This window comes from Microvirga sp. BSC39, assembly GCF_000739015.1.
In the GTDB taxonomy this organism is placed as follows: Bacteria; Pseudomonadota; Alphaproteobacteria; order Rhizobiales; family Beijerinckiaceae; genus Microvirga.
The window spans coordinates 1-12364 of record NZ_JPUG01000041.1 but is presented as its reverse complement, the minus strand read 5'-3'; the positions used below and the strand labels follow the sequence as shown (position 1 = coordinate 12364).

The window sequence follows — 12364 nt, the reverse complement described above, 5'->3', positions numbered from 1 at the left end:
GGCGGCGACGACGCCGGCGCCGACGGTGCGGCCGCCCTCACGGATGGCGAAGCGCAGCTTCTCCTCCATGGCGATCGGCGCAATCAGCGTCACTTCCATGGTGATGTTGTCGCCCGGCATCACCATCTCGGTGCCCTCAGGCAGCGTCACCACGCCCGTCACGTCCGTCGTGCGGAAGTAGAACTGCGGACGGTAGTTGCCGAAGAACGGCGTATGACGCCCGCCCTCTTCCTTCGTCAGGATGTAGGCCTCGGCCTTGAACTTCGTGTGCGGCTTGATCGAGCCCGGCTTGCACAGCACTTGGCCGCGCTCCACGTCCTCGCGCTTCGTGCCACGCAGCAGAACGCCCACGTTGTCGCCCGCCTGGCCCTGATCGAGCAGCTTGCGGAACATCTCGACGCCCGTCACCGTGGTCTTCACGGTGTCCTTGAGGCCCACGATCTCCACTTCCTCGCCGACCTTGACAACGCCGCGCTCCACGCGACCCGTCACCACCGTGCCGCGGCCCGAGATCGAGAACACGTCTTCGATTGGCATCAGGAACGGCTGGTCGATCGGGCGCTCCGGCTGCGGGATGTAGGCATCCACCTCAGCCATCAGCTTGAGAACCGCATCGCGGCCGATCTCAGGCTGGCGGTCCTCTAGAGCGCAAAGAGCCGAGCCCTTCACGATCGGAATGTCGTCGCCCGGGAAGTCGTACTTCGACAGAAGCTCGCGCACCTCGAGCTCAACAAGGTCGAGCAGCTCGGCGTCGTCGACCATGTCGACCTTGTTCATGAACACCACCAGGGCAGGCACGCCCACCTGGCGGGCCAGCAGGATGTGCTCGCGGGTCTGCGGCATCGGGCCGTCGGCCGAGGACACCACCAGGATCGCGCCGTCCATCTGAGCCGCACCCGTGATCATGTTCTTCACGTAGTCGGCGTGGCCGGGGCAGTCCACGTGGGCATAGTGCCGGTTCACGGTCTCGTACTCCACGTGCGCCGTGGAGATCGTGATGCCGCGGGCCTTCTCTTCCGGCGCCTTGTCGATCTGGTCGTACGCCGTAAACGTCGCCCCGCCAGACTCCGCCAGAACCTTCGTGATCGCCGCCGTCAGAGACGTCTTGCCATGGTCCACGTGACCAATCGTCCCAATGTTGCAGTGCGGCTTATTCCGCTCAAACTTTTCCTTCGCCATTGATCTCTACCTTACAGAGGCCAGGAACAAAAAACCCAGGGGCGTCCGATATTGCGGTTGCGCTCTTTGTGCAAGAGCGAATTTCGATATTGCAGAACCTAATGCCCGATAACCTGACCTCAGCGCCTATCCAGAACCAGATCACCAGACATCACCCCGGGGTGATTTCGGCCTGCATAAAGGAATGCGGCACCAGAATTACAAGCTGAGCAAGACGTGTGGAGGAAAGTGGAGCGGGTGAAGGGAATCGAACCCTCGTATTCAGCTTGGAAGGCTGCTGCTCTACCATTGAGCTACACCCGCATGTTCTTCTGATTGGGTGGTGGGGGAAGTAGGACTCGAACCTACGAAGGCATAGCCAGCGGATTTACAGTCCGCCCCCTTTGCCGCTCGGGACATTCCCCCTTAGAACCCAACCCGAACGCACAACGCCGAGGCTGTTCCGCGGATCGCTTCGCCAAGGGCTCGGCGTTCCGTGGCGCTCTTATGGTGAGGTGGATGGCCGGTGTCAACCTCAAAGCGCATCGAAAACGGACGGTCGTGAATGGCCGCTCCCTGTGCTATGGCCTCCGGACAACATGTGAGATCTAAAGAGCATGAGCGAGCGTCCCTTCCCCTCCCGCAAGCCCCGATTCCAGCGCCCGCATGGGAAGCCGGGCCGCCGAGACCCGAAGGCCTGGCGGCCGAACTTCGAGATCGACACCACCATTCTGTACGGCTGGCACCCGGTCTTCGAAGCCTTGCGCAACGGCAAGCGGTCGATTCGCCGCCTCCTGGCCACCGAGAACTCCGCTCGCCGCCTGAGCGAGGAGTTGGGTGGCCCGCTTCCCCTCGAACCTGAGATCGTCCGGCCCGACGAGATCAACCGCCTCCTCGAGCAGGATGCCGTTCATCAGGGCCTATATGCCGAGGCGGATCCCCTGCCCTCTCCCTCGGTCGACACCCTGAGCGGCCAGCGCGTCGTGCTGGCCCTCGACCAGATCACCGATCCGCACAATGTCGGTGCCATCCTTCGCACGGCGGCGGCCTTCGACGTGGAAGCGATCATCACCACGGCCCGGCACAGCCCCGCCGCAACCGGCGTTCTGGCCAAGTCCGCTTCAGGGGGCCTGGAGCACGTGCCTTTCATGATCGTCCGCAATCTCAGCGACACGCTGATCGCCCTCGGTGAGCGCGGCTATCAGCGAATCGGGCTCGACTCCTCGGGGGAGGCCAATCTGGACGAGATCGACATCCGTCTGCCGGTGGTCCTCGTGCTCGGTTCCGAAGGAAAGGGGTTGAGGCAGAGAACACGGGAATGCTGCGACGTGATCGGGCGCCTGGACATGCCCGGCGCCATCAAGAGCCTCAACGTCTCGAATGCAGCCGCCATTTCCCTTTTCGCTGTGGTCAAAGGTGCCTTCCGCAACGTCAAGACATAGCCTTAATCATAAGACTAAGCCTTTGTTACTGTTATATAAAATGGAAGCAGCAGCATCTTCTTAGACGGAAGTCGCAAATACCAATTGGGAATTGTGGAAAGAAAGGCCGGAGTTAGCCTGCCGTTCGATGGATTCTTGGCTGCGCAGAGCAGTCATGATGCCTCGGCTGAAAAGCCCGTCATCCGGGCTTGCGGCCCAGAACCCGGATCAGACCGGGCACATCAATGGAAGGGAACCCTATGGCAACAGCAGCAACTACGCCGCATTCGGCCGCCGCGCCGCGGCCGATGACGCGTGAAGAGAGGAAGGTCATCCTGGCCTCCTCCCTCGGCACCGTCTTCGAATGGTACGATTTCTATCTTTACGGCTCTCTCGCCACGATCATCGGCGCGCAGTTCTTCTCCGCCTTCGACGTGACGACCCGTAACGTCTTCGCACTGCTGGCCTTCGCGGCCGGCTTCCTGGTCCGCCCGTTCGGCGCCATCTTCTTCGGCCGTATCGGCGATCTCGTCGGCCGCAAGTACACCTTCCTGGTCACGATCCTGATCATGGGCTTCTCGACCTTCCTGGTCGGCCTTCTGCCCAGCTACAATCAGATCGGCTGGATTGCTCCCGTCATCCTGATCGTCCTGCGCATGCTCCAGGGTCTCGCCCTGGGCGGCGAGTACGGCGGCGCTGCGGTTTACGTGGCAGAGCATGCTCCGGTCGGCCGTCGCGGGTTCTATACCAGCTTCATCCAGACGACGGCCACCGTCGGCCTGCTCCTGTCCCTGGCGGTCATCCTCGTTCTCCGCACCTGGATGGGCGAGCAGGGCTTCCAGACCGGTGAAGGCTGGCCGATTGCCGGCTGGCGCATTCCGTTCCTCCTCTCGGTGGTGCTGCTGGGCATCTCGGTCTGGATTCGTCTCCAGATGCACGAATCGCCTGCCTTCAAGAAGATGAAGGAAGAAGGCACCCAGTCGAAGGCTCCCCTGAAGGAAGCATTCGGCCAGTGGGGCAACGCCAAGATGGTGCTCATCGCCCTCATCGGTCTCGCCATCGGCCAGGCTGTGGTGTGGTACACGGGCCAGTTCTACGCCCTGTTCTTCCTGCAGAGCATCCTGAAGGTCGACCTGCTCACCTCCAACGTGTTGATCGCCTGGTCGTTGATCCTCGGCACCGGCGGCTTCATCGTGTTCGGCATTCTCTCCGACAAGATCGGCCGCAAGCCGGTGATTCTCGGCGGCTGCCTGATCGCGGCGATCACCTACTTCCCGCTCTTCGGCGCACTCACGAACGTCGCCAGCCCCAACCTGAACAAGGCTCTGGAAACGGCAAAGGTCCAGGTCGTGGCCGATCCCGCTGCGTGCGGCTCGGTGTTCGATCCGGTCGGCATCCGCACCTTTACGGCTCCGTGCGATATCGCCCGCGTGGCCCTGGCCCGCTCGGCGGTCAAATACGAGCTCGTTCCGGCAGCCGCCGGCACCGCTCCGCGGGTGACCTTCAACGGCAAGGATGTTCCGATTGCTCCGGCTATTCCGGCCAACATCACGGCGTTCTCGGCCGCGGCAACCGAAGTAGGCTACCCGAAGGCTGGCGACCCGAGCATCCTGAAGGTGAATGGCTTCTTTGACGCCCTCAGCAATCCTCAGGCCCTGAAAGCCATCGCCATCCTGTGGGTTCTCGTGATCTACGTCACGATGGTCTACGGCCCGATCGCGGCGGCTCTGGTGGAGTTCTTCCCCACCCGTATCCGCTACACCGCGATGTCCCTGCCCTACCACATCGCCAACGGCTGGTTCGGCGGTCTGCTGCCTCCCACCGCCTTCGCGATGGTGGCGGCCACCGGCGATATCTACTACGGCCTGTGGTACCCGATCGTGATTGCCCTGGTGACCTTCGTGGTCGGCCTGCTCTTCGTGCCGGAGACCAAGGACCGGGATATCATGACCTACGAAGGCGCCGGCGTGAGGCGCTAAGCTTCCGACAAACCATCCTGAAACAGGAAAGCCCCGCCGAAAGGCGGGGCTTTTCGTTTGGGTGGAGCCGCCTGTCAGTAGCAGGTGGTTACACGGCGGACGATCCAGCCCTCACCTTCGACGAACATGCGCTTGCGGGAGATGTCGCAGTGCGCATCGCTGCCAGTGGTGGGTTGGACCGATGAGGTGGTCTCCACATCCTTGGCAGAGACCGCCGTCACCGTCTCCTTGGCAGGCTTTGCAGCCACACCGTGACTTGCCGGCGCCGCTTCAGCTGCTCCACCCAGGCCTGCGCCTGCAAAGACCGAAAGAACGGCGAGAATTTTAAGGCCGCCTTGCGGCGGGATCCTCGACTGAACAGAAGCCCCTAAGGCCTTCATAGCACCAACTCCGTGATTGCTGTTTGCCTGACAATTCCAGAATTGAAGGTTAGTTTCGGTGCGCTGGAACACTTAATATTTCCGTTTTCATGGAACTTGCGTCCCGCTTCGCGTACTGCTACCTGAGCCCTGTAAGGTCAGCCGGTGTAGCACAGCGGTAGTGCAGCGGTTTTGTAAACCGAAGGTCGGGAGTTCGATCCTCTCCACCGGCACCACTTCCCACCATTAGGTGATGGATTCTTCAAAGAAAGCCCCGGCAGGGTGCCAGGGCTTTCCTCTTCATCGATGGTCAGAGAATTCCGCTAGCCGCCGCTGCCTGCGCCGCCTGAGGAGCCGCCGCTATTTCCGCCGGATCCGCCACCCTGCCCACCTGAACCACCCGTATTCTGGTTGCCCGTCGACGGTCCGCCGGAGGAGCCTCCACCCTGTCCGCCTGAGCCACCCGTGTTCTGGTTGCCGGTTGCGGGACCGGCGGTGCTTCCTGTCGTATCAGGCTGCTGAAGATTGGTGCTCGGCCGGTCGGGCGTTCCGGTCAGGGGCCGGCACACCCCGCCAACCAATTGCTCACCAGCCATACAGGCTCTTGTGGCAGGTGTCGTCTGAGCACCTGCCGCTCCACTCATGCCCGCAAGCAGAAGTCCGGCAAGTAAGGGCCTCGCATAGCTGTTCATGATGTTGTCCTCTCTCGTTACGCCTCCCTACCGACGGACGAAGGTGAGTTTTGTTTCCACGTGCTCTCGGAGTTTTGATCCCGTCGGACAGCGAAGTCTTGAACGTGAAGACCAGGGCCGCGCCCCACTCTTTCGGGAACCCTGGTGCCCGCTGGGGTAGCCCGTCTTCTCAGGCGGCGTTTCGTGCGCCCAAATCTAAGCTCCCCTCAATCATGGCCGGAGGGGTTCATGGAGATCTTCCTGCTGAACGTGATGGGCTCGGCGGCAGTCGCCTCTGCAGTCATTGTCGGAATCATCACGACGCGGCTGTCACGGGACATCGCCCGCAGGTAGGCACGAGGGTCGTCCGGAGCACTCCAGGCCAAGCGGACGCGCAAGCACCCGAGCCCATCACGGGTACGGCGAGGCTATACCGACTGGAGCACCAGCGTCCGCTGGCGGTCGAGCTTCTAGCGGATCTGCTCCTTGCCCCAGTTCTTGTGCGCGACCTCGTCGGAAACCTTCTGCTCGGTTCGCGTCAATCTGCGGCGTCGGCTGCTGGCAACGGCCATGAAGATGCCGATCAGCAACGGGCCGCCGATGATCACCAATCCCCAGACCCAACCATCGGCTATATCCCACATCATCCTGCTCCTTGCGGAGGGCCGCCAGAGACGACCCGACTGTCCTTGCAGGGCTAACCGGAATGCAAACCCGTTGTTCCGCTCGCCAGCCCCGCATAGGCAAAGCCGGTTTCCGGCATTAGACAGGCGGGACGTCGCAAACTCCCGCTTCATCGATCGGACCCCATGCTGATTGCCATCTCAGATCCTAACGACCTGCGAATCGAAGCTTACCGGGCCGTCCGGGAGCGGGATCTCCTAGGGCGCCAACACCGCTTCATCGCGGAGGGTGAAGTGGTCCTGAGAGTCCTGCTGAGGCAGCCACGCTTCGAGGTCGAGTCGCTTCTCTTAGGCGAAGGACGCGCGGAGGGCCTGAACGATGCACTCCACCTCCTGCCATCCGAGGTTCCTGTCTACATCGCAAACCGGCAGGTGATGGATGCGATCGTCGGATTCCCGATCCACCGGGGCATTCTCGCTGTAGCCAAGCGCCCGGTTCTGCCACCGGTCGAGGCCCTCCTGGCCAACCTGCCGGAAACCGCCCTGGTGGTCGGTATGGTGGGCCTCGCCAACCACGACAACGTTGGTGGGATCTTTCGGAACGCGGCCGCCTTCGGAGCGGATGCGGTCCTGCTCGACCAGGAGACCTGCGACCCGCTCTATCGTAAAGCGATCCGGGTTTCGGTCGGCGGGGCTTTGGTGGTCCCCTTCACGCGAATTCCATCGGCCGATGCCTTGCTGCAGGCGCTGGCAGAGGCCTCCTTCGAGGTGATCGCCCTCTCTCCGTCCGGAACGGAAATGCTCTCGAAGGTTCGCCCCTCCAGACGCACGGCCCTGCTTCTGGGAGCGGAGGGACCCGGCCTGCCGCCGGATCTTCTGGCCCGGACCCGGACCGTGTCCATTCCGATGAGCGGCGGTTTCGATTCCCTTAACGTCGCCACCACCAGCGGCATCGCCCTGCATCATCTCACTCAGGCAAATAAGGGTTGAAGCCTGTGCCGCTCGCTGACTTGTGAAAGCACGTGCCCTTGCATGCAAGCGGGGCCGTTCTAGGCTTTTGCTCTCATGCCTGGAGACGCTCATGACCATCACACGCCGCACCATCCTTGCCAGCACCGTTCTTGCCGCCACTCCGATCGTCGGGCCCGCTCTGGCTCAGACCGCTCCCTCCGCACCGTCTCCTGCTCAAGGGGCAGGTGCGCGCCAGGCGCCTGGGTTCTACCGCTACAAGGTCGGCGACATCGAGGTGACGGCGATCAATGACGGCTTTGCGCAGCGTCCCCTCGAGGGGTTCGTCCGCAACGCGGAGCTGTCGCAGGTGCAACAGGCGATGCAGGAGGCTTTCCTCCCTGGGAACACGCTCCCGATCACCTTCAACACGCTCGTGCTCAACAACGGCGGTCGCCTGACCCTGATCGATACCGGAAACGGCGACATGGGAGCCCCGACCTCAGGCCGCTGGATGGCGAACTTCCGCGCCGCCGGCTTCGAACCCGCCCAGGTGAACACGGTGGTGATCAGCCACTTCCACGGCGACCACATCAACGGCCTGCGCCTGAAGGACGGCACTGCCGTCTTCCCGAATGCAGAAGTAATGGTTCCGGCCGCCGAGTGGGCCTTCTGGATGGACGATGCGCGCATGAACCAAGCGCCCGAGGGCATGAAGGGTGCCTTCCAAGGCGCCCGCCGCGTCTTCGGGCCCATCGCCAATGACGTGAGGCGCTACGAGATGGACAAGGAGGTCGTACCGGGTCTCACCGCCGTGGCAGCCCCAGGCCATACGCCTGGCCACACGGTCTACATGCTCTCTTCCGGCAACGGGAAGCTGATGATCATGTCCGACACCACGAACCATCCGGCCCTCTTCGTGCGCAACCCGGACTGGTCAGCCGTGTTCGACATGGATGCCGATCAGGCCCGCGCCACCCGCCGCCGCCTGCTGGACATGGCCGCGTCGGAGCGGGCACAGGTTGCCTTCTACCACGCTCCATTCCCGGCTACGGGGCATATCGCCAAGGATGGCAACGGCTTCCGTTTCGTCGCGGTGCAGTGGAATCCGGCCATCTAGGACTGGCCTGCGGCCGTTTCCGTGTAAAGCCACTCCAGGGTGGCGGCATCGCCGCCGGTCGGCTCGATGAAGAGAACGACCGGCGTTTCATATGGATGGCGCTCCTTCAGCGCCCGATGCACCTGATCCTGAAGGCCTTTGCGGGTCTTCAGGATGGCGACCGCCTCCTGCCCCTTCTCGACGGCACCCTTCCAGGCATAGACGGACCGCATCCCCGGCAGGACGTTGATGCAGGCGATTAAGCGGTCGCGGACCAGCCCCTCCCCGATCGACAGCGCGATGTCCACATCGGGAAAGGTCGTATAGACGAGTAGCGGGCGATCCATGTTATGCCTTTCCTCAGCAGCCTTATCGGACGCAGCGAGGGTAACTGGGCATGGCCCGTCGTTTCAACAACATCGCATTCGTGGCCAGCGCCGCACCTGACGCCCAGAGTGCGCTCCAGGTCCTGCAGGACCGCTACGCCAACGTTACGCCTGAACTGGCCGATGTCATCGTGGCTCTCGGCGGCGACGGGCTGATGCTGCAGAGCCTTCACCAGTTCATGGGCACAGCCAAGCCCATCTACGGCATGAACAAGGGCACCGTCGGCTTCCTGATGAACGACTTCCGGGAGGACGACCTCTTCGAGCGCTTGGAAGCGGCCGGACGCAGCGTGGTTCACCCGCTTCTGATGGTGGCCTGGGACGTGATGGGCGTATCCCACACGGCACGGGCCATCAACGAGGTCTCGATGCTGCGCCAGACCTATCAGGCCGCCAAGCTGCGGGTGAGCGTCGACAACCGTGTGCGCATTCCTGAACTGAGCGCGGACGGCATCCTAGTGGCGACCCCGGCCGGATCGACCGCCTACAACCTGTCGGTCGGCGGACCGATTCTGCCGCTGAACGCGCCATTGCTCGCTCTCACGCCGATTTCCGCCTTCCGCCCGCGCCGCTGGCGCGGCGCCCTGCTGCCGGACTACGCGAAGATCCAGATCGAGGTTCTTGAGTCGGTAAACCGCCCCGTGAGCGCAGTCGCCGACCATACCGAATTCCGCAACGTCTCTCGCGTGGATATCTCCATGGATCGCAGCGTCGATCTCGTGATGCTCCACGATCCAGGCCACAGCCTGGACGAGCGCATCCTCCGGGAGCAGTTCGGCTATTGACGATGATACAAGGCACGGGCTTCAACGTGCTAACCAAGAATCAGAGGTCAGCATCATGAACGATGAAACCAGGCACCCCCGAGGCGGCCTTTACTTCGAGGATTTCACCGTTGGCACCACCATCCATCACCGCCTGACCCGGACGGTGACGCAGATGGACAACATGCTGTTCTCCAACATGACCCTGAACCCGCAGCCGCTCCATATCGATGCGCATTTCTGCGCGACAGAAACGGAATGGGGCAAGCCGCTCATGAACTCCCTGTTCACCTTAGGGTTGCTCATCGGCATCTCCGTTAACGACACGACGGTCGGCACGACTATCGCCAATCTCGGCATGACGGACGTGAAGTTCCCGGCTCCGCTCTTCGAGGGCGACACGATCAACGCGACCACGGAGATCGTAGCCAAGCGCGAGTCGAAATCGCGTCCCGATGCCGGCATCGTGGAGTTCATCCACCGGGCCTACAAGCAGGATGGCACTCTTGTAGCCGAATGCCGCCGACAGGCCTTCATGCGCAAGAGGACCGCCTGATGCGCTCCCTGCTCTTCGTGCCGGGCGACAGCGCCAGAAAGCTTGAGAAAGGCCTGACCTCCGGTGCCGATGTCCTTCTCATCGATCTTGAGGACTCCGTGGCTCTCTCCGCCAAGGAAGAGGCCCGGCGCGTCACGGCGGAGTTTCTGAACCAGCACCGCGCGAAGGCCGAGCGCCCGCGTCTCTTCGTGCGCGTCAACGGATTGACCACAGGGCTCATCGATGCGGACCTCGACGGCGTGATGCAGGCAGGCCCCGACGGGGTCGTGCTGCCGAAGACGGTCGGTGGCACCGACGTGGCGCATCTCGGCGCCAAGCTCGCTGTGCGCGAGGCGGAGTTCGGCCTTGAGGATGGTGCCACCCGCATCCTTGCCATCGCGACGGAGAATGCCGCCGGCGTCTTTGCGCTCGGCTCCTTCGCGGGCGCGAGCCATCGCCTTATGGGCATGACCTGGGGCGGCGAGGATCTGTCGGCCGATCTCGGGGCCGAGACGAACCGCGGTACTGACGGCGGCTACACGGACCCTTACCGCCTTGCCCGCTCTCTTACTCTGCTGGGTGCCACGGCGGCCGGTGTCGATGCGGTGGACTCCGTCTACACGAACTTCCGCGACATGGCAGGACTGGAAGCCGAGTGCCGTGAGGCTCGCCGCGACGGCTTCGTCGCCAAGATGGCGATCCATCCGGCTCAAGTGCCGGTCATCAACGGAGCCTTCACGCCCTCACCGGAGGCAATCAAACGGGCACAGGCGGTGATCGACGCCTTCAAAGCCAATCCCGGAGCCGGGGTCGTCGGTGTCAATGGCGAGATGCTGGATCGACCACACCTGCTCCGGGCCGAACGTCTCCTGAGGCGTGCCGGTAAGCAGTAATAGTGCCTGCCTGGCAATCCCCATAGGCTCGCATGTTCGCCTCGCCAACTTTAAGTACTTTAAACTGTAGTTTCAATTTTACGTTATAATTTCAGCAGTTCATCTTGGGGTTTTTGCAGTATCTGACAAGTCTGGCTCGACAATGCCGTGTTCACCAAGCTCGGCAAGAAGGGCACCGAAGCAAGCCCCGCAAAGCTCAGCAAGTCGTTCTTCACCATCGGCGATAAGGCGAAGGACAAGAACGACTACGTCATCTACGACGATAAGAAAGGCAAGCTCTTCTACGACGCAGACGGTTCCGGCAAGGGCAAGCAGGTGGAGATCGCCACCCTGTCCAAGAACCTGAAGCTGACCGAAAAGGACTTCTTCTACCACGTCCTGGTGAGAGCGACTCGTCGCAGTCTCAAAGCGCCTGAGATGTGATTCAACATGGCAAGCGAGGAGGTTTGCCATGTCCATTCCCGTCGCCCTCCGGCCTGATTACGATGCCGTTCGCCTGCGCCAGCTTGCCCGCCGGAGCAAGGATGCCCCGCAGACCCGCCGCTTGCTGGCCCTGGCGGTGATCTACGAGGGCGGCTCGCGCACCCAAGCGGCCGAGATCGGCGGGGTTGGCCTGCAGACCGTGCGGGACTGGGTGCTGCGCTTCAATGCCCACGGACCTGATGGGCTCTTGGACGGGAAGGCGCCGGGACAGCCCTCGATCTTAAGCCACGAGCATCGACTGCGCCTGAGTGAGATGATCGAGGCCGGCCCGATCCCGGCCGTCCACGGGGTGGTGCGTTGGCGTTTGGCAGACCTGATGCGGTGGCTCGGGGCCGAGTACCGGATCCGGATCTCCAAACAAACGCTCAGCCGTGAGTTGCGGGCCCCGAACTTCCGTAAGCTGTCCGCGCGCCCGCGCCATCATGAAAAGAGCGAAGCGGCCGTGGCTGTTTTTAAAAAGACTTCCCTGCGCGTCTGGAGGAGATCGCGAAGGACAAAGCCGATGGCCGCCCTATAGAGATCTGGTTTGCCGACGAAGCGCGGATTGGCCAGAAGAACAAGATCACCCGGCGCTGGGCCAAACGCGGCACCCGTCCCTCCGCGTCACGGGATCTGCGGACTGCGTCGGCTTATATCTTCGGCGCGATCTGCCCAGCCCAGGGCAAAGGAGCGGGGCTGGTGCTCCCTCGCTGCACGACAGAGGCCATGGCGCTGCATTTGGCCGAGATCTCCCAGGCCGTAGCAGCTGGCGCGCACGCAGTGCTGCTGCTCGACCAGGCCGGCTGGCATGTCTCAACCAGACTGAAGGTGCCGTCGAACATCACCCTGGTGCCGCTGCCGGCAAAGGCGCCTGAACTGAACCCGGTGGAGAACATCTGGCAGTTCATGAGAGAGAACTGGATCTCCAACCGGATCTTCACGTCCTACACTGACATTCTTGACCACTGCTGTGCGGCTTGGAACAAGCTGATCGATCAGCCCTGGACCATCATGTCCATCGGATTGCGCGAGTGGGCGCACCAATGATGATCAACGGGACTTGGTA

The 12364-nt window shown here is 62.6% G+C and carries 14 protein-coding genes and 3 tRNA genes; 10 read left to right on the top strand and 7 right to left on the bottom strand.

Annotated features, from left to right (window positions below):
• The 3 genes from tuf to MA07_RS05095 form a co-directional block, all read right to left on the bottom strand.
• Window positions 1–1179: elongation factor Tu (tuf, locus tag MA07_RS05105; protein WP_036347766.1), on the bottom strand; the 1179-nt coding region annotated here is incomplete at its 3' end.
• A gap of 229 nt (window positions 1180–1408) precedes the next feature.
• A tRNA-Gly gene (locus tag MA07_RS05100) sits at window positions 1409–1482 on the bottom strand.
• 17 nt (window positions 1483–1499) lie between these two features.
• Window positions 1500–1584 (bottom strand) — tRNA-Tyr (locus tag MA07_RS05095).
• 191 nt (window positions 1585–1775) lie between these two features.
• Here MA07_RS05095 and MA07_RS05090 point away from each other — a divergent pair.
• A complete protein-coding gene (locus MA07_RS05090; RefSeq protein ID WP_036347765.1) occupies window positions 1776–2600 on the top strand; it encodes an RNA methyltransferase in 825 nt (274 codons plus the stop codon).
• A 239-nt stretch (window positions 2601–2839) separates the two neighbouring features.
• Window positions 2840–4558: an MFS transporter gene (locus tag MA07_RS05085; RefSeq protein WP_052002858.1), complete on the top strand. Its 1719-nt coding sequence runs from the start codon at window positions 2840–2842 to the stop codon at window positions 4556–4558.
• Window positions 4559–4632: 74 nt separating this feature from the next.
• Here MA07_RS05085 and MA07_RS29480 read toward each other — a convergent pair whose 3' ends face one another.
• Window positions 4633–5010 carry a hypothetical protein gene (locus MA07_RS29480; protein WP_152568734.1) on the bottom strand — a complete coding sequence of 126 codons (378 nt, stop codon included), beginning with the start codon at window positions 5008–5010 and terminating at the stop codon, window positions 4633–4635.
• Between the two features lie 68 nt (window positions 5011–5078).
• Here MA07_RS29480 and MA07_RS05075 point away from each other — a divergent pair.
• A tRNA-Thr gene (locus MA07_RS05075) sits at window positions 5079–5153 on the top strand.
• 87 nt (window positions 5154–5240) lie between these two features.
• On the opposite strand, the gene MA07_RS29475 is transcribed toward MA07_RS05075, so the two are convergent.
• Together MA07_RS29475 and MA07_RS29995 are read right to left on the bottom strand one after the other, a co-directional pair.
• Window positions 5241–5513: a hypothetical protein gene (locus MA07_RS29475; RefSeq protein WP_152568733.1), complete on the bottom strand. Its 273-nt coding sequence runs from the start codon at window positions 5511–5513 to the stop codon at window positions 5241–5243.
• A gap of 545 nt (window positions 5514–6058) precedes the next feature.
• A complete protein-coding gene (locus MA07_RS29995) occupies window positions 6059–6232 on the bottom strand; it encodes a hypothetical protein (protein ID WP_160195390.1) in 174 nt (57 codons plus the stop codon).
• A gap of 165 nt (window positions 6233–6397) precedes the next feature.
• On the opposite strand from MA07_RS29995, the gene MA07_RS05070 reads away from it, so the two are divergent.
• Both MA07_RS05070 and MA07_RS05065 read left to right on the top strand, forming a co-directional pair.
• Window positions 6398–7201: an RNA methyltransferase gene (locus MA07_RS05070; RefSeq protein WP_036347760.1), complete on the top strand. Its 804-nt coding sequence runs from the start codon at window positions 6398–6400 to the stop codon at window positions 7199–7201.
• Window positions 7202–7292: 91 nt separating this feature from the next.
• The gene (locus MA07_RS05065) at window positions 7293–8279 is read left to right on the top strand and encodes an MBL fold metallo-hydrolase (protein ID WP_036347758.1); all 987 of its coding nucleotides are present in this window, start codon (window positions 7293–7295) and stop codon (window positions 8277–8279) included.
• On the opposite strand, the gene cutA is transcribed toward MA07_RS05065, so the two are convergent.
• Entirely contained in the window at window positions 8276–8605 is a 330-nt protein-coding gene (gene cutA, locus MA07_RS05060) for a divalent-cation tolerance protein CutA (RefSeq protein WP_036347756.1), read from the bottom strand. The two genes, MA07_RS05065 and cutA, sit on opposite strands and share 4 nt — an antisense overlap.
• A gap of 50 nt (window positions 8606–8655) precedes the next feature.
• On the opposite strand from cutA, the gene MA07_RS05055 reads away from it, so the two are divergent.
• From MA07_RS05055 to MA07_RS28655, 5 genes are all read left to right on the top strand, one after another.
• Window positions 8656–9429: an NAD kinase gene (locus MA07_RS05055; protein ID WP_036347754.1), complete on the top strand. Its 774-nt coding sequence runs from the start codon at window positions 8656–8658 to the stop codon at window positions 9427–9429.
• Between the two features lie 55 nt (window positions 9430–9484).
• Window positions 9485–9964 carry a MaoC family dehydratase gene (locus tag MA07_RS05050; RefSeq protein WP_036347752.1) on the top strand — a complete coding sequence of 160 codons (480 nt, stop codon included), beginning with the start codon at window positions 9485–9487 and terminating at the stop codon, window positions 9962–9964.
• Entirely contained in the window at window positions 9964–10836 is an 873-nt protein-coding gene (locus MA07_RS05045; RefSeq protein ID WP_036347768.1) for a CoA ester lyase, read from the top strand. Before MA07_RS05050 ends, MA07_RS05045 begins: the two co-directional genes overlap by 1 nt.
• A 147-nt stretch (window positions 10837–10983) precedes the next feature.
• Window positions 10984–11259 (top strand): hypothetical protein, encoded by a 276-nt coding sequence (locus tag MA07_RS05040; RefSeq protein ID WP_036347750.1) that lies wholly within the window; start codon window positions 10984–10986, stop codon window positions 11257–11259.
• Between the two features lie 28 nt (window positions 11260–11287).
• Window positions 11288–12345 (top strand): IS630 family transposase gene (locus MA07_RS28655; RefSeq protein WP_152568732.1). Its coding sequence is split into 2 segments (ribosomal slippage): window positions 11288–11780 and window positions 11780–12345, totalling 1059 coding nucleotides; the frame shifts between segments, so codons are not numbered across the junction.
• Window positions 12346–12364: the final 19 nt, after the last annotated feature.